This is a genomic window from Niabella insulisoli (assembly GCF_039652435.2).
GTDB lineage: Bacteria > Bacteroidota > Bacteroidia > Chitinophagales > Chitinophagaceae > Niabella > Niabella insulamsoli.
In genome coordinates this window covers 838,465-854,886 of record NZ_CP190246.1, presented here as the reverse complement: position 1 = coordinate 854,886, position 16,422 = coordinate 838,465, and the positions used below count along the sequence as shown (strand labels likewise).

Genomic DNA, 16,422 nt, shown 5'->3' with positions numbered 1-16,422 from the left:
ATTAAACAGCAAAGCTGGTACCGCAACCGCAGGTACTGCTCGCATTCGGATTAGAAAAAGTAAACCCACGATTGTCGAGGCCATCGCTCCAATCTATTTCCATACCCGCCAGATAGAGCTCGTGCGATTTATTAATAATGCAGGGAATTTCTTCAATTTCAAACGACCTGTCCTGCTCCTGTTTGTGATCAAATCCCAGGATATAACTCATGCCGCTGCAACCGCCACCCTTAACGCCTACGCGCAGGTGTTGGGTTTGGTCGAAACCGGGTTCATTCATCAATCTTTTTATTTCTTTTACAGCCCCTTCCGTTAAAGTAACCGGGCTGCTGATCGTTGCTGTATCCATAGCTGCAAAATTAATCAAAAGCGGGCGATTTTGTTGTCATCGTTCCGTTATAATAGCAGCGTAATTGCGACGCTCCGTTTATCGTCCCGATTATGATTCGCCGGTACATAGTCCGACCGTCCCGGTCTGACCAACATTTGCGGAAGATTTTTTAAATTACCACAAAACACCAAAATGAACTTTGCGCCGGGATGCCCGTATCATATTTATAATCAGGGCAACAACAGGGAAGTTATTTTCCGCTCGAACGAAGATTTTCTTATGTTTCTTACGCTTGTTCGCAAGCTGATAAAACCCCAATGCGAAATACTCGCGTGGTGCCTGATGAACCATCACTTCCATTTCCTCATTTATACCACCGACAACGGCTGCGGCAAAATAAAGCAGGGCGGCATAGAGATTGACCGGTTAACAAATGGTATAAGAAAATTGTTAAGTGGCTATGCCAGAATCTACAACAAGAAATACCTACGCACCGGCTCTTTATTCCGGCAAAAAACCAAAGCAAAGAATTTGTTACAAGAGCTGCCGGCATCGAACAGCAGCAGCTCTAGGTCAGACTATTTATACAATTGCTTTACCAATATTCATGACAATCCGTTGAAAGCCGGCCTGGTGAAGCATCCCAGCGAATGGGCTTTTTCCTCGTTTCGCGACTATGCAGCAATAAGAAAAGGGAGCCTTTGCAATAAAAATTTAGCAGCAAAACTTTGTGGCTTTAGTGCCAAACATTTTATCAGCCTATAACAAGGTCAGACCGGGGCGGTCAGACCCCGTCACTTATCAAATTTTTTCCGCAGCGCATCAAGGCTTGAGTGAAAACTGCTCACCGGCTTGGGAGTTGACGTTCCTTTAGGCCGGCCCCCAGCCGTACGCGTGCGGGGTTCGCCCTGCTTCTCATCCTTCATACTCAGTGCAACCCGCTTACGCGCCACATCCACTTCCAGCACGGTAACACTTACTTTCTGATTGAGTTTCACTATTTCATTAGGGTCACTCACAAATTTGTTAGCCAGATGCGATACATGCACCAGCCCGTCCTGTTTAGCCCCCACATCCACAAAGGCCCCGAAATTGGTAATGTTCGTCACAATTCCTGGCAGTTTCATTCCAGGTTTCAGATCGGCGATAGACGCAATACCTTCAGCAAAACGAAATTCTTCGATGGTATCGCGGGGGTCACGGCCGGGCTTCTCCAACTCTTTTAATATATCCTCTATTGTGTAAACGCCCACGGTTTCCGTGAAAAAATCTTTAGCATTGATCTGTTTTCTGATATCCTGTTTTTCAATAATATCAACAACGCTGCAATTCATTTTTTTGGCCATTTCTTCCACGATACTATAGCTTTCCGGATGCACGGCAGAATTATCCAACGGGTTGGCTGCATTTTGAATTCTCAAAAACCCGGCACATTGTTCGAAAGCCTTCGGACCCAGCATCGAAACTTTCAGCAGCTCATCTCTGGATGTAAAAGCGCCGTTCTTGCTGCGATACGCCACAATATTTTTAGCAGTGGTAGCCGTAAGACCGGAAACATAGGAAAGTAAATGTTTGCTGGCGGTATTGAGATCAACACCTACATAGTTCACGCAACTCTGCACTACATTATCCAAACTATCCTTTAAACGGGTTTGATTCACATCGTGTTGATACTGGCCAACGCCAATACTTTTGGCGTCTATCTTCACCAACTCACTTAAAGGATCAAGTAAGCGGCGGCCGATGCTGATCGCACCACGTACCGTAACATCCTGATCGGGAAATTCTTCTCGCGCAACTTCGCTGGCTGAATAAATGGAAGCGCCGCTTTCATTCACCATAAAAATAGCCACATGTTTTCCAAAGTCAATGCTGCGAATCAGCTTTTCGGTTTCCTTACTCGCCGTGCCGTTTCCGTAACCAATAGCCTCAATCTGGTAGCTATGCACCAAATCGCGGAGTGTGGCAATCGCGCTGTCCCATTCGTTTTGCGGCGCGTGGGGGAAAATCGTTGCATATTTTAAAAACGTTCCGTTCTCATCCAGGCATACCACCTTACAACCCGTTCTAAAACCCGGATCAATCGCCAAGATGCGTTTGCTTCCCAGCGGAGAAGCCAATAGCAACTGTCGCAGGTTTTCTGCAAACACACGGATCGCTTCTTCATCTGCTGCGGCTTTGCTGCTCATCCGAAACTCGGTTTCTATGGCAGGTTTTAAAAGTCGGTTGTAAGCGTCTTCTGTTGCCAAAGCCACCTGTTGGCCAGCGTTGCCGGATGATTTCACAAATATTTCTTTGAGTTCGCCGATAGCGCTGTCCTTTTCAATGGAAATATCCATGATTAAAAATCCTTCTTTTTCGCCACGGCGAATGGCGAGCAGGCGATGCGATGGGCAATTTTTAAGTGGCTCTTTAAACTCAAAATAATCGCGATATTTCTGAGCTTCTTCTGACTCCTTTTTCGTGCTAAGCACCCTGGCCGCTACCGACGCATCTTCCTGGAACATAGACCTGACAGCCGTTCTGGCATCTTCGCTTTCTGCAATCCATTCGGCAATAATATCCCGTGCACCTTGCAATGCTTCTTCGTTATCTTTCACCTGCTCATTAAGAAAAGTCGAAAGCGATGCCTCAGAAAATTCTTTTTCCTGGTCAAAAATGAGCTGTGCCAATGGCTCCAGGCCCTTTTCGATGGCAACCGAGGCTTTCGTCTTCCGCTTGGGTTTATAAGGCAGGTAAATGTCTTCCAGCTCCGTTGCGTTCAGGCAGTTATCAATTCTCAGTTTCAGCTCTGGTGTAAGTTTCCCAGCAGCTTCAATTGTCTTCAACACCGTGTCCTTCCGCTTTTCAAGCTCGTCGTAGTACTTGATTTTATCGATCACGTTGCCCACCTGCACTTCATCCATATTCCCCGTGGCCTCTTTCCTGTATCGGCTAATAAAAGGAATGGTGGACCCTTCAGCGTGCAATTGCTGCACGTTGGTTACATTTTTGAGGGGCAACGAAAGTTCGGTTGAGATCTGATGTATGTACTTTAAATCCATATTATACTTGTTCTGATGCTTTTTTTAAGATTGCAAATGTAACAGGGTGAAAAAAAGAAAAAAATATTTTTTATACAGTGGCATTCTCCGTATGGCCGCCGGTGTTTTACGTACACGGTTAAATGCTAATAAACAATCTCGGCATTGCCCTCCACCGGAAAGCCCTGACAGGTGAGCACGCGGCCGCGCGCAATTTCATCTGCCGTCAAAACCTCATTGTAGGCCATCCAGATTTTTCCGGAGATGCAAGTGGCCACACAACTGCCGCAGCGGCCGGCTTCGCAGCTATACGGCACTTCTATTTGGTTTTGCCTGGCGGCGGCTGTAATACTTTGAGGATACTGAACCGTTATCGTATATGATTTCCCGGCGACGTGAAGCGTCACCTCGTGCGCCTGCTGATCGGGCGGGAGCAAGCGTTTGACAGGTGGCAGCGGGTTGAATTCTTCTTTAAATATCTGCTGATTTTGAATGCCATTATTTCGCAGCGAAATCGTTATCATCAGCATATAATCGAAAGAGCCACACAAATAGAAAAGTAGCTCTTCCTTTTTTATTTCTTTGAAATAAAGATCCAGCAGATGCGTCAACAGCCAGTGGCTAAGCCGGCTTTCGTAAATATCCATTTTATAACTAAACAAAAAATGAATCACAAAGCGATCTGGAAAGCGATCGCGCAAATCCTTCAGCGCTTCCAGGAAAATAGTCGTGGCCTCGTTGCGGTTGCTATAAAAAAGAAATACTTTTTGGCGGGTGGTCAGCAAAATGGTTTTAATAAGCGAAAAGCAGGGCGTGATGCCACTTCCCGCAGCTAAGAAACAAAACGTTTTTGACACAATTTTTTCCGGCAATACGAAAAATCCGCCGATGCCGGAAGTATGCAAAATGTCGCCGGGCTGAGCCTTATAAACCAGCCATCTCGAAAACGCCCCATTGTCCATTTTTTTTACGGTGATCATTAAATGCGTTTCGGCGTCGGGCGAAGATGAAAAAGAATAAGAGCGGCGCTGCTCGCCAGATGCCGTATAAAAGACAAGCGTTATAAACTGGCCCGCGCGATATTCAGGTTGCCAGCCATCTAAAGGCTTTAAAGTAAGGGTTCTCGAATGTGCTGTCTCCTGATGTACTGCCGTAATTTCGACCCGTTTGATAATACTTCCCTCCATTTTTTAAATTTAAGCATAATCGAAGACAGGGGCCTTTCAAATTATGTAGCCCCTCAAGTGCTATGACGAGTCCGCTTTTTGTTTTGTACTTTTAAACCAATTTTTAAAATTTTATAACAGGATCGGCAATCATGATAAAGCAGGGCTACCAGCGCGGTTTACTATGCGGGATAATTTTGCTACTCATCGCGATGGCTTCCTGCGGGGAAGCACCGCGACCCGAACCTTCGCATCTAAAAACAGAGGACGATTATATCAAACCGTTACCAGGGCCCAGCGATACCATTGCTGCGACGACGGCGGCCAAAGGAGAGGTTTTAATTGGCTATTCGGATTGCGCCACCTGTCATAAAGAAGATCAGCGATCAGTGGGGCCTGCCTTTCAGGACATTGCCAAGCGATATCCGGTTCAGGATGTATACATCAAATATCTCGCTGAAAAAATCAGAAAAGGAGGAAGCCGAAGCTGGGGATACGCCGTGATGACGCCACACGAAACATTGACAACCGCGGAAGCAGCACTTATGGCAGCTTATATATTATCGCTGCGTCAACGACCCTAACTTCCCTATCCTTCAACCTACCGCAACCAACTCCGCGGATCGACATTGCGGTCTTCGATCATAAGAATAAAATCAAGCTTGCCGTTTCCGGTTTCTTCATCTGCGCCCACCGCACCAATCGCCTGCCCGCGAGACACCGTCGCACCTTTGCTCACGTTAACAGCAGCCAGGTTGCTGTACGCGGTAAAATATTTACCATGCCGCAAAACCACAAAGGAAGTGCCACCCACTTTTGAAATACTTACCACTTCCCCGCCAAAGACCGCACGAACGGGAGCCCCGACCGAAGCTGTGTAGGTAACCCCCGGATTATCGCCGACAATATCCGGCCCCAAACCTTCGATCTTATATCTTCCAAAACCCAGGGTAATCACACCCTCTACGGGAGAAGGGAGCTTACCGCGGTTTTGCGAAAAGTCGCTATTCAATGCGATATCATCCGCCTTATAGTTGAGATAACCGCCTTCCGGCGCTTTGGTTTCGCTGACAACGGGGGCCGGCGGCGGCTTATTGGTTTTGATTTTTATCGGAGTAGCATTTGCAATAATGGGCCCGTTCGCTTCCGGTACGGCCCTCACCGTGCCGCTTCTTCCCGCGCCCACCCGGTCGAGTTTTAGATCGCGCGTGGCGGAAACAGCTTCTTGCTTTTCAGGTTCGGCTGATACCGAAGGCGCGGCCGGCGTTATCGCACTGGCGCCAGCTAATGTTCTTTCGGCATCTAACGCTCTTTCACGCGCCCAGGCCTCCTGACGCGCTTTCGCTTCCTGTGCTGCTCTTTGGCGCGCCTCTTCCTGCGCAATTTTACGCGCTTCGGCAATTTCTTTTCGCACAATCGAAGTGATGTCTGCTTTTAACTGCCGATCTTCTTCTTTCTTTTTGGCAATCTGCTTTTGCAAAGAGCCCGCCTGCGACATCAGTAGCCGTGCTACCGAATCTTTTTGTATCCGCTGTTCGCCCAAAACATTGTATTCGCTGGTGCGGTTGTCCAGGGCGCCTTCCTTTTTCTTCCGGCTGGCCAGCTGATGATCGTATCGTTTATCTATCAATTTGCTGGTATTCACAATATCCTGCATTTGCTGCTCGCGATAATTGCGATAGCTTTTTAAATACGCGACTCTTTTGATCGCATCGTTAAAGCTGTTGGCCGAAAAAATAAAATTGAGATAATCATAATTGCTCCTGTTTTTGTAAGCATATACAACAGTACGGGCATAGTGCGCTTTCAGCGTATCCATCTGCTTTTTAAGCCGCCTGATCTCAATGGCGCTATAATAAATATCGTCATCAAGCAGCCTGATTTCTTTCCCGATGTTTCTGATATATCTTTCCTGAAGTTCTATTTTTTTATTTAACGCGGCAAGCTGGTGCAGGTTGTTTTTGCTCTGGCCAGTGACGGCGTTGTAGGCTTCTTGAATTTGCTTTAATTCTAACTGTAATTTCCGCCGCTCTTCTTCCATTGCAGTTTTATCGCTGGTTTTCTGCGCCAGCGCTTCACCACTGAATAATACTAATAACAAAACCGCGAACGGAACGGCCAGCTGCTTTGCTATTTTGCCGGCAAAATGATAAGTCAGAAATGAAAACCGAATAGCTGCCTCAAACATAACTGATACTATGCGATTTATTGCTTTGTTTTATAATTTGACGGAACCGAAAATGGCGTGCTTACTTCCCCGTCAAATTCGTAGGTTTTAAAGTCGAGGTTAATTTTAATATCATTTTTGTATTTCACATTGATATTCCGGCTGGTAGAAAAATTCCTTCCGGCTACCGACTTGTAGTTATTGTAAGAAAGCTGCGCACTCCTGTTTTTGGTGGCATCCACATCGCTAAGCTTGCTGACAGCGGGAAGATAGCCGGGCATCAACACCGTCAACAGGTTTTTAAAATTGGCATCTTCAGTTGTAATCACATAATTGTCGCCTTCCTTCACCAAACTGGCATTGGCCGTATTCACAAATACGGGATTACCGATTAATAGGTTTTGCACCGTTGCAAAATCCACCGGCAAACCTATCTTATCTTTTAAATACTCCAAACTCGTGGCGATATACTCCTTTTGCAGTTTGTTGAGAATTTTTACGGAATCCTTGGTAATAAGCGCACGCACGCCCTCAAATCCCATTAGGCCGGCAGACATCCATATGGCTTCATCCTTTTTGATCACCAGTTTGGCGCTTACACTTTTCCCATTGCCCTTTCCATCATCAAAATCCACATCAACCCGGCCCGAAAAGGTGTTAAAGTCAATGGTATTGAGATGGGACAGCACTTCGGACGGACTGTCGCTCTTAACATTAGCAACAGGCTGCTCCACCGGCGGGACTGATTTTGCTGCCTTTTTGCTTGCATTACAAGAAGCAAACAAAGCGGCGGCGATAATAATTGAATATTTTTTCATCCGTATATTTTTTATGTTTTTATAGGTCGAATAGAATTTGTCGGGTAAAATTTTCATCCTTTTGTAATTAAAAATGAAAGTTTTATAACAAACCTTTCATCTGTATTTTTTTGTCTGTACAGCCTTGCGGTGATTTGCCTGGCCGAAGGACGCTCTTCGTCATTTTTCGTATTGATGAGCAATATCAACCCGCCTATTTACCTGTATGGCCAAACCCGCCCGCGGCGCGCGCTGTTTCGCTCAGCGTTTCTGCCGGCGCCCATTGTATTATTTCAACCTTTTGGATTACCATTTGAGCGATTCGGTCGCCATTCTTAATGGTCTGGGGCTCTTTCGATAAATTGATTAAAATAACTTTTATTTCCCCGCGGTAATCTGCATCAATTGTGCCAGGCGTATTCAAACAAGTCAGTCCCTGTTTAACCGCCAGGCCGCTTCTTGGGCGGATTTGCGCTTCGTAGCCTTCGGGGATTTCCATAAACAAACCTGTAGGAACGAGCGTCCTTTCAAGTGATTGCAAAACAATATCCTCCGCGATAGACGCCTTCAAATCCATTCCGGATGCACCGGAAGTTGCGTAGGCCGGCAAAGGGTGTTCGGATTTATTTACAATTTTAATTTCCATTTGTGCCATAGCGGCAAAGATAATCGGTTGGCCGTTAAAGCCGAAGCCGGATGGTAACTTCTCTTTTAGAAGTTTGAAAGGCAAGGCGCCACCATTGTTTTATAGCTTAACTTTAACACTTTCGGAATCTTCAGGCATTATACCTTTTGCAGCAACACGGTCGCATAGGCGACTAACCCTTCTTCTCTTCCTTCAAATCCCATATGCTCGGTAGTCGTGGCTTTGATGGACACATCTTCCACCAGTACATTGCAGATGCCGGCAATCGTCTCCTGCATTTGCGGCACAAACGGTTTAATTTTAGGCGCCTGCAAGGTAAGCGTGGCGTCTATATTCACTACCTTATAACTTTTTTGTTGAATAAGTTCCATGCAATGTTTTAATAACAGCTTGCTGTCTATATCCTTATATTGCTCATCGGTGTTGGGAAAATGAACGCCAATATCGCCCAACGCCAGCGCTCCGAGCAGGGCGTCGCAGATCGCGTGCAACAGCACATCCGCATCGCTATGCCCCAGCGCCCCTTTCGTATGTGGAATCAATATACCGCCAATCCACAGGTCACGGCCCTCAACTAATTGATGAAAATCTATACCACTGCCAATTCTATAAGCCATGCTATTACTTTTTAAGATCCCGCCGGCGTATTACTTTGACCTGACCCGGCATTCAATAATTCTTGCGAATATAGCTTAGTTATTTAGTTATTTTTGCGGCTATGACAATCGACGCGCTTTACCAGATTTATTTGCAATATCCCAACATACAAACCGATACAAGAAAGTTAAAAAAAGGGGATTTATTTTTTGCTTTAAAAGGTGCGAATTTCAATGGCAATGCCTTTGCCGCCAAAGCCCTTGAAGCGGGAGCAGCCTACGCGGTTGTTGATGAACCCGAATATCATATTCCGGGAAAAACTTTCCTTTTTGATGATGCGCTAAAAGCCTTGCAGCAATTAGCCCATCATCATCGTTTGCAATTTTCAATTCCTTTTATAGCAATTACAGGCAGCAATGGAAAAACAACCACCAAGGAGCTCGTGCATGCGGTGCTGACGCAAAAATACCGGGTTTACACCACCGAAGGGAATCTGAATAATCATATCGGCGTACCGCTCACGCTGTTAAAAATAAAGCAGGACGCCGCGCTTGCCGTTATAGAAATGGGCGCCAACCACCTGCATGAAATTGAGTTTTATTGTAGCATTGCCGAACCCACCCATGGCCTGATTACCAATTGTGGCAAAGCCCACCTGGAAGGTTTTGGAGGTATTGAAGGTGTCAAAAAAGGAAAGGGCGAATTATTCGACTTTTTGCGGACACGCGAGAAAGCCACTGCGTTTATTATGAAAGATTATGATTATCTGCGCAGCATGAGCAAAGGTATCGCTGAGGTAATTACCTATGGTACCGCTGACGCCGATATTACCGGCAACGTGAATAAAGAAAGTACTTTCCTGGAAGCTTTGGTCAATATCGGTGATTCAAAGTTGCCTATTTCCACGCAGTTGGTAGGAGATTACAACTTGCCGAATTTGCTGGCGGCAGTAGCAATTGGTTATCATTTTAGCGTGGCGGCTGAGCAAATAAAAGCGGCCATTGAAAACTATCATCCTTCCAATAGCCGTTCACAACTTATTGAATCTGGAAGCAATAAAATCATTTTGGACGCTTACAATGCCAATCCTTCAAGCATGAAACTGGCGATTGACAATTTCGCAAGAACCGAGGCCGCAGACAAGATCTTAATGCTTGGCGCCATGGCGGAAATGGGTGATGAAACCGAAAAAGAGCACCAGTCGCTAATCGATCAAATTAAAAAATATAACTGGCAGCAGGTAGTCTTGGTAGGAAAGCCCTTTGCGCCGTTTAGGGATCAGTTCCAGTATTTCGATACGTCGGCGGCAGCCGCGGATTGGGCCCGGGCCCAGAACTTTCAGAACAGTTATTTGTTAATCAAAGGGAGCCGCAGCTCACAAATGGAACATATTTTAACTGCAATAAATACGAATTGATCATGAAAGATGCAACCAAAGCGAGGAGAAGTTACCTGGGCGCCACCCTGGGTTGTTACTGTCCACGATGCAGGGAAGGAAAGCTATTTGAAAAACCGCTCAGCATTAAACTCAGCGGCATGATGAAAATGAATAAAACCTGTCCGGTTTGTGGTCAGCCTACTGAACTGGAAGTGGGCTTTTTCTATGGCACCAGCTATGTAAGTTATATGCTGGCGGTGGCGCTCAGCGTTGCCAGTGCAATTGCCTGGTGGCTGATTGTCGGTTTTTCGCTACAAGACAACCGCTTTATTTATTGGATTATTTTTAACGCCGTGCTCCTTGTAGTATTGCAGCCCTGGCTCATGCGGCTGTCGCGCAGCCTTTGGTTGTCGTGGTTTGTTAAATACGATCCATACTGGCGGGAAAGTGGCCCCACAGATGTTTCTGAAAGGATCAATGAAGAACAGGGAAATAATTGGTAGCGCAAAAGCTTATACAACTTTGATATTTTAAAAACCGCTTCGATGTTCATAGCATACGAAGCGGTTTTCATTTTAATGGTTACATGTCTTTCTGGATGCGTTCCAATAAGGCTTTAGTTTTCAGAATGCCTTCTTTTTCTGATAATTTGCCGCCTTCATATTCGATGCCTACATAGCCTTTAAATCCGGCGTCTTTTACTATTTTCATGATGCGGTTATAATCCGTTTCTACACAATTTCCCTTTTCGTCAAAATCGTAGCTTTTAGCGCTCACTCCCTTTGCAAACGGCATTAGCTCTGCCGTGCCTTTATATCGGTCATACTCCTCCACGCAAACCTGCCAATCTTTTGAATCTCTCTTAATACAGAAATTTCCAAAATCGGGTAAGGTGCCCACATTCGGCATATTGACACTTTTCATAACGCCGCTCAGCCAGCTTCCATCCGAAGAGTAGCCCCCATGATTTTCTACAATTACATTTATTTTTTCCTTTGCGGCGTAAGCGCCAAGCTTGCTAAGCCCTTCTGCCGCCGCGGCCGCCACTTCCTCGCGAGCGCCCTGTCCTGCTGCGTTTACACGAATGGTGGCGCAGCCCAGATATTTAGCCGCATCCACCCATTTGTAATGATTTTCTACCGCCTTCAGGCGTTTTGCGGCATCGGCATCGCCCAACTCTCCTTCCCCGTCGCACATAATCAGATGGTTTTTAACGTCATTATCCTTGCAGCGTTTCAATAATTCATTTAAATATTTTGTGTCTTTTGCTTTGTCTTTAAAAAACACATTTACGTATTCCACAGCATCAATACCAAAATCTTTTTTTGCCATCACAGGAAAATCAAGATTGGTCATTTCATTGGCAAAAAGCTTCTTGTGTAAAGACCACTCGGCCAAAGAAATTTTGAAAAACGACTTTGGCTTTTGATCGTTAATGAAATCGCATCCAAAAGCCGGAAGCACGGCGGTTGCGGCCATCGCGGCCGATATCTGCTTTAAAAACTGCTTTCTTTTCATTTGATACTTTTTTGTTTGAAGGATGAGACGCCCGTTGGGCTAAACACCTTCCGGACAAGAAAATTTTATTTCAATCGCTTTAAAAATTTAATACAGACAAATTTAATTGTTTCAGGGCTGCGCGTTTGTCGCAACTGGATGACATGTTTTTTATTGAATGATCAACAGCCAACCTTTGTTTTGCTTCACAGGTATGGCTTCATCACGGTCAAATAACTTTGCCTCCTGAAAGTCTTTGATGGCTTTGGCCTCAATCGTCGCCTTTGAAGGATCGATCCCTAAAGCTGTCCAATCTATCAACAATTTTACGTTAATATCTTCGTTCGCCCAACTCGCCATGGCAACCAAAGTTTTTCCATTCTTTTTATAAACGGTGGCCAGCACTTCGGGATGATCTGTTTGCACGGGGCAGGCCGGACTCCAATAACCCAGCATTTCAGCACCTTCTATACCAAACTCATCCCAAAATCTCCAGATAGGCCGCGGATCAGCGCCGTCGCTCCAGGGCAGTCGGTTTGTCATGCCGTAAAGCATACCGCGCCACGCATTGCCGCCATCTTGTAGCATTTCCCCCATCAGGCCAAAGGGAATTCCGCTAACTTCTGTCAGAAAAAAATCGGGGCCGTTTTGTTCATAATCGAAATATTCCCCAAACCACAACCGGTTGATGTAGGGAAAGTGTTCCATATATAAATTAGCGCTGTTATTGAACCCGTCACTTTTATTAAACTGGTTGGCGGAATGAAGGTCGATTATGCCGGGCTTCCCATTCGCAGTTAAAACTCTTTTTACCCTTTTCATGGTGGTGCGATCAAAAGCAACATCGTCCAAATAAATGCCATCAATGCCCACATTTTTTACCAGCCAATTCATACCCTCAACGTAATAATTGTGCCAACGGCTCATGCCGCTGTTCACAATCGCTGCGTCTTTGATCGAAGGGACAAACCAGGCTGCGATATAATCTTTTCCAATATGCTCCTGCAACCAGCTAAAGCCACCGCCGGGCCCGGGGGTATAAATTTCGTGGCCCAAACTTCGAAGCGGAAAGGTTTCATAGGCTTTGTTGGAAAGTTCCCTGATGGTATTATATATCTTCACTTTCAGGCCGAGGTTGTGTGCGCTATCAATATATTGTTTCATTTCCCGCCATTTGATAAACGGATAATTAATATAAGGATTGATTTTAGTGGCGTGATGTATATTGACCACATTGGCGCCTTTGGAGCGAATACTATCCAGGTTTTCATACCGGTGATAAAAACGATTACGCCACTGAAAATCGGTGTTGATCGGATGGAAGGGCGTAATCAGTAAGTTGAAATTATAGAAAAGCGTATCCCCTTTTTTCATTTGTCCGGGATGGCTGTAAGCATCAATGAGTACAGCGCTGCCTTTTTTAAAAATATGGATGCCGCCGCTGCCCCATGACGCCGGCAGAAGAAGCGGCTTCTGCAAATAAAAATTTGTATTTAAAGGACGCACATATTTTTCGTCGCGCAGCGAAAACTGAAAGCCGCCGTTGACGTCGCCGATCCATCCGCCATCCTGGTTTTTGTGGGCCACATCCCAATTCCACGCAATTGAGTCGGGCCGTTCCCCGCCTTTTAACCCGAGGCCCATAAAGTATTTGGCGAAACCCGGCGCCACGGGCATGTGAAAATTAACTTGATCTAAATCCAAATCGGTAGTTGCAACAAGTTTGACTGTGTAAGACAGGAACCCGTCAAATTCAAGTGAAGCGTCTACATACATATCTAAACCCTCAGACTTGTTTAGCGCCGTCCATTTCACCGTACCTGCGTCCTGCTCCAAAAAATGAACGCCCTCGCTTTTCCATGCCGGATTTTTATCGCCGGCTGATGAATTGATATGGAAATGCATCCGCTCGGTCAGCAGGTTGTTTTCTTTGGTACCGATGCTTGTCATTTCCGGCGTGAAATACGTTTTAATTTGAGAGGGGAAACCGGATTTGTCGACCACCACCTGCCGGCCCAGCAGCGATACCGCATTATTTTCTATTTTTAGCGGCGTATAAGGCGCCAGCACGGCATTGTCCTGCGCCAAAGTGGAATTGAGCCAGGCAAGGCGGGTTTGCCTCTCCGGATGATCAATGCCGCCCTCCTTCGCTATATCCGATGTGATTTCCAGGCGAAGTTGAACGATTTGGGGCACCCTTCCGGCCGCGGCAATTTTAACGTTGCCGGTATAACTGCCTGGCAGCGCGCTTTTCGGCACATCGACCAGGCACCATAGCGATTGAATGAAGCCCGCGCCGACGCTAATCTTTTTTGTCATGGAATCGCCGCGATAGTCGATCCCGGTCGTGTTGAGGCAGGAGATACTTTTAGCGCTGATCCGCTTGCCGTCTTTTGCCTTCAAATCCGAAAAATAAAGCTTTAGGTTTTCCAGGTCTTTCAAAGCGTAGATTCCCAATTGGAAAGAAAAATTTTCGCCGCGCGAAGTAGTGTCGCTGAATTGATTGGAAGCGCCGCGTTGCGCCCAACGCATGGGCAAATAATAATTCATTTTTACCGGATGCATGCGATCTTCCGGAAACACCAAAAAGTCGCGCTTCGCGGCTGATTGCCTCAACTTTTCCACCTCACTCCGCGTTGCAATAATTTCCATCGGATAAAAGCTGTTGAACGCGTCGATCGATTCATATCTTACAGCGTTCGCTTTTGCGTAGGACCTGTTTTCCATTGTGGATTTTAACCAGGAAGCTGCGGCGGGTTCGGTTGCCTTCAGATAGGTTCCTTTTGGATAATTAGACCGCCCTTCATTTTTATAAGGCATATAATAAACGTAATAATCCCCGGGGCCCGCAGATGGCTGAAATAAAATATTTCCTGATTCGTTGCTTGCAGCTATTATTTTAAAATTGGAAACGGGTTGCGGCGCGTCTTTACCAACAATAATGATCTTTTTGGCCTCGGGATGTTCGTCTCTGCGGCGCCAGGGAATTATAACCTGCGCTACATTTTTATTTTTTTGATACTCCTGTGCACCAAGATGAACAATAAACCGATGATTGCCGAGGGAATCAGCATTCCAACTTTCATTTCCATGAGCATAATTTACCGATTGGGCAGACGCCAGGCTGTGTAAAAACAAAACAACAATAAAACCGTATCGCATAGCAAAGAAATTAGAACCTGAAAGATAACGATGATGGCTCTTTGTTAATCATTTTACAAATAAAAAATGGCACCACTTTTGATTTTTATAAATCGGAAAGAATGCTTATTTTAGTTAAGCAAACATCATTATTAAACCGCAAAATATTTTTATGGAAACAACAAATATCGAATTCAACAATGACGAACTATTAGTGACAAGAGTAGACGAATCTACTTCGGCTGCAGGCTATGACGGAGACGGTGATGGCGATGGAGATGGAGGCGCAGATGGTGGAGATGGAGCAGACGGAGACGGCGGTGCCGATGGCGATGGTGGCGCAGACGGAGATGGCGGTGCAGACGGGGATGGCGGCACGGATAGTGCAACAGGCGCTTAACCGAGTTACTAATTCAACAAAATTAAAAAGCCGCGTAAGGGATGATCCTGCGGCTTTTTTTTTATTTTGGCACTTCATAAAAACGAACGATGAACTCTTTTTTTAATACTATTTTAAGCCCTTACACGGTCGACGATTTTTTCGATAAGTTTCATGAGAAAGATATTTTACATATTCAAAGAAAGGACGACCGCTACTATAATGACATTCTCACTTCCAAAGAAATTTCAGGTTATCTGGAAAGGCAGGACGTATTTTACCCTTCGCTTCGTATTGTAAAAAACGGAAAGGAAATCCCCAATGGCGAATATACGCTGAAAAGCACGCCGATCGGGCATCACCGCAAGGATGGCATTATCAATACGGATAAGGCCTTCGCTTTATTCAACGACGGCGCCACTTTTGTCATACAGGCCGGCCAGCGCTATTTTGATAACCTGTCGCGCTGCTGCCTCGAGCTTTCCCAAAAATTTCAGTCGCCCGTGCAGGCCAATCTCTACCTTACACCCAACAAATCGCAGGGCTTCAATCCGCATTGGGATACGCACGACGTTTTTGTACTTCAAATATCAGGCACAAAAACCTGGCATCTCTACGGCTTCGAAAAGGAATTGCCTACAAAAAACCAAACCTTTGTCAGCAAAGGATATAGCAAGGAGCCTATTCAAACCATTCAGTTAGCACCCGGCGATTTCTTATACGTACCGCGTGGTTATGTTCACGATGCGGTAGCAGATGATGGCATTTCTTCACATATAACGATTGGCGTTTTATCGTTTACCTGGGCCCGTTTCTTTAATGAACTTTTCCCACAACTTGAGACGTTTAAAACATTCAGGGAAGCGGTGCCATTCTGGAAAGAAAACCTTTCGGACATCCTAAAACAAAAGATGGAGGCACTGAAGGAAAAAATCTCGGAACTGGATACAGATAAAGGTTTCGAGCGCCTCACCAAGAGTTTTAAATCGGCCCAGCCACAGCCCTTTCATGGCTATTTTGAAAGTTTGCTTAATATCGATAAGGTGGCTGACAACACCCCGCTCGCACTGAACGAAAGCGTTATCTTTAACTTTGCTGAGAAAGAGGCGGCTTACGAACTACAGTTGCACGGCAAAATGATTCAATTCAGCGAAGCGTTAAAACCGGCGGTGGATTACATTTTCAGGAATAAAAAGTTTGTGTTGTCTGATTTGCCCGGCCACAGCGACGCAACAAAGGAGTTGGCCCTGAACTTTATCAGGGAGGGCGTTGTTTATATTGATGAATTATAAAGCGTTTA

General features: G+C 45.6%; 15 protein-coding genes. 6 read left to right on the top strand and 9 right to left on the bottom strand.

The features are described 5' to 3' along the window. Position 1 precedes the first annotated feature (1 nt). Positions 2–349 (bottom strand): iron-sulfur cluster assembly accessory protein, encoded by a 348-nt coding sequence (locus ABDK00_RS03710; protein ID WP_346238163.1) that lies wholly within the window; start codon positions 347–349, stop codon positions 2–4. A gap of 174 nt (positions 350–523) precedes the next feature. Between ABDK00_RS03710 and ABDK00_RS03705 the strand changes: the two genes are divergently transcribed. Then, complete coding sequence (locus ABDK00_RS03705) at positions 524–1,096, top strand: hypothetical protein (protein ID WP_346238162.1); 573 nt, start codon at positions 524–526, stop codon at positions 1,094–1,096. A gap of 29 nt (positions 1,097–1,125) precedes the next feature. Here the strand turns inward: ABDK00_RS03705 and ABDK00_RS03700 are convergent, their stop codons facing one another. Beyond that, a complete protein-coding gene (locus ABDK00_RS03700) occupies positions 1,126–3,375 on the bottom strand; it encodes a Tex family protein (protein ID WP_346238161.1) in 2,250 nt (749 codons plus the stop codon). Between the two features lie 125 nt (positions 3,376–3,500). Next, positions 3,501–4,541 (bottom strand): iron-sulfur cluster-binding domain-containing protein, encoded by a 1,041-nt coding sequence (locus ABDK00_RS03695; RefSeq protein WP_346238160.1) that lies wholly within the window; start codon positions 4,539–4,541, stop codon positions 3,501–3,503. Positions 4,542–4,672: 131 nt separating this feature from the next. On the opposite strand from ABDK00_RS03695, the gene ABDK00_RS03690 reads away from it, so the two are divergent. After that, positions 4,673–5,104: a c-type cytochrome gene (locus ABDK00_RS03690; RefSeq protein WP_346238159.1), complete on the top strand. Its 432-nt coding sequence runs from the start codon at positions 4,673–4,675 to the stop codon at positions 5,102–5,104. Positions 5,105–5,121: 17 nt separating this feature from the next. On the opposite strand, the gene ABDK00_RS03685 is transcribed toward ABDK00_RS03690, so the two are convergent. The 4 genes from ABDK00_RS03685 to ispF form a co-directional block, all read right to left on the bottom strand. Further along, positions 5,122–6,708, bottom strand: a complete 1,587-nt coding sequence (locus ABDK00_RS03685; RefSeq protein WP_346238158.1) for a peptidoglycan DD-metalloendopeptidase family protein — start codon at positions 6,706–6,708, stop codon at positions 5,122–5,124. A gap of 17 nt (positions 6,709–6,725) precedes the next feature. After that, entirely contained in the window at positions 6,726–7,505 is a 780-nt protein-coding gene (locus ABDK00_RS03680; protein WP_346238157.1) for a DUF4292 domain-containing protein, read from the bottom strand. 193 nt (positions 7,506–7,698) lie between these two features. Then, positions 7,699–8,214: a dUTP diphosphatase gene (dut, locus tag ABDK00_RS03675; protein ID WP_425474789.1), complete on the bottom strand. Its 516-nt coding sequence runs from the start codon at positions 8,212–8,214 to the stop codon at positions 7,699–7,701. Between the two features lie 53 nt (positions 8,215–8,267). Further along, on the bottom strand, positions 8,268–8,747 hold the full coding sequence (ispF, locus tag ABDK00_RS03670) for a 2-C-methyl-D-erythritol 2,4-cyclodiphosphate synthase (RefSeq protein ID WP_346238156.1): 480 nt from the start codon (positions 8,745–8,747) through the stop codon (positions 8,268–8,270). Between the two features lie 101 nt (positions 8,748–8,848). On the opposite strand from ispF, the gene ABDK00_RS03665 reads away from it, so the two are divergent. Next, the gene (locus tag ABDK00_RS03665; RefSeq protein ID WP_346238155.1) at positions 8,849–10,144 is read left to right on the top strand and encodes a UDP-N-acetylmuramoyl-tripeptide--D-alanyl-D-alanine ligase; all 1,296 of its coding nucleotides are present in this window, start codon (positions 8,849–8,851) and stop codon (positions 10,142–10,144) included. A 2-nt stretch (positions 10,145–10,146) separates the two neighbouring features. Then, positions 10,147–10,608: a DUF983 domain-containing protein gene (locus ABDK00_RS03660; protein WP_346238154.1), complete on the top strand. Its 462-nt coding sequence runs from the start codon at positions 10,147–10,149 to the stop codon at positions 10,606–10,608. Positions 10,609–10,687: 79 nt separating this feature from the next. Here the strand turns inward: ABDK00_RS03660 and ABDK00_RS03655 are convergent, their stop codons facing one another. After that, positions 10,688–11,623, bottom strand: coding sequence for a sugar phosphate isomerase/epimerase family protein (locus ABDK00_RS03655; RefSeq protein WP_346238153.1), 936 nt, complete (start codon positions 11,621–11,623; stop codon positions 10,688–10,690). A gap of 150 nt (positions 11,624–11,773) precedes the next feature. Then, positions 11,774–14,764, bottom strand: a complete 2,991-nt coding sequence (locus ABDK00_RS03650) for a glycoside hydrolase domain-containing protein (protein WP_346238152.1) — start codon at positions 14,762–14,764, stop codon at positions 11,774–11,776. Between the two features lie 151 nt (positions 14,765–14,915). Between ABDK00_RS03650 and ABDK00_RS03645 the strand changes: the two genes are divergently transcribed. Next, entirely contained in the window at positions 14,916–15,143 is a 228-nt protein-coding gene (locus ABDK00_RS03645; protein ID WP_346238151.1) for a hypothetical protein, read from the top strand. Positions 15,144–15,232: 89 nt separating this feature from the next. Next, positions 15,233–16,414, top strand: a complete 1,182-nt coding sequence (locus ABDK00_RS03640; protein WP_346238150.1) for a cupin domain-containing protein — start codon at positions 15,233–15,235, stop codon at positions 16,412–16,414. Positions 16,415–16,422 lie beyond the last annotated feature (8 nt).

Excerpts from the sequence above, each read along its gene's own strand:
- ABDK00_RS03710 (WP_346238163.1), bottom strand. The coding sequence starts at position 349 with ATGGATACAGCAACGATCAGCAGCCCGGTTACTTTAACGGAAGGGGCT.
- ABDK00_RS03705 (WP_346238162.1), top strand. The coding sequence starts at position 524 with ATGAACTTTGCGCCGGGATGCCCGTATCATATTTATAATCAGGGCAAC.
- ABDK00_RS03700 (WP_346238161.1), bottom strand. The coding sequence starts at position 3,375 with ATGGATTTAAAGTACATACATCAGATCTCAACCGAACTTTCGTTGCCC.
- ABDK00_RS03695 (WP_346238160.1), bottom strand. The coding sequence starts at position 4,541 with ATGGAGGGAAGTATTATCAAACGGGTCGAAATTACGGCAGTACATCAG.
- ABDK00_RS03690 (WP_346238159.1), top strand. The coding sequence starts at position 4,673 with ATGATAAAGCAGGGCTACCAGCGCGGTTTACTATGCGGGATAATTTTG.
- ABDK00_RS03685 (WP_346238158.1), bottom strand. The coding sequence starts at position 6,708 with ATGTTTGAGGCAGCTATTCGGTTTTCATTTCTGACTTATCATTTTGCC.
- ABDK00_RS03680 (WP_346238157.1), bottom strand. The coding sequence starts at position 7,505 with ATGAAAAAATATTCAATTATTATCGCCGCCGCTTTGTTTGCTTCTTGT.
- ispF (WP_346238156.1), bottom strand. The coding sequence starts at position 8,747 with ATGGCTTATAGAATTGGCAGTGGTATAGATTTTCATCAATTAGTTGAG.
- ABDK00_RS03665 (WP_346238155.1), top strand. The coding sequence starts at position 8,849 with ATGACAATCGACGCGCTTTACCAGATTTATTTGCAATATCCCAACATA.
- ABDK00_RS03660 (WP_346238154.1), top strand. The coding sequence starts at position 10,147 with ATGAAAGATGCAACCAAAGCGAGGAGAAGTTACCTGGGCGCCACCCTG.
- ABDK00_RS03655 (WP_346238153.1), bottom strand. The coding sequence starts at position 11,623 with ATGAAAAGAAAGCAGTTTTTAAAGCAGATATCGGCCGCGATGGCCGCA.
- ABDK00_RS03650 (WP_346238152.1), bottom strand. The coding sequence starts at position 14,764 with ATGCGATACGGTTTTATTGTTGTTTTGTTTTTACACAGCCTGGCGTCT.
- ABDK00_RS03645 (WP_346238151.1), top strand. The coding sequence starts at position 14,916 with ATGGAAACAACAAATATCGAATTCAACAATGACGAACTATTAGTGACA.
- ABDK00_RS03640 (WP_346238150.1), top strand. The coding sequence starts at position 15,233 with ATGAACTCTTTTTTTAATACTATTTTAAGCCCTTACACGGTCGACGAT.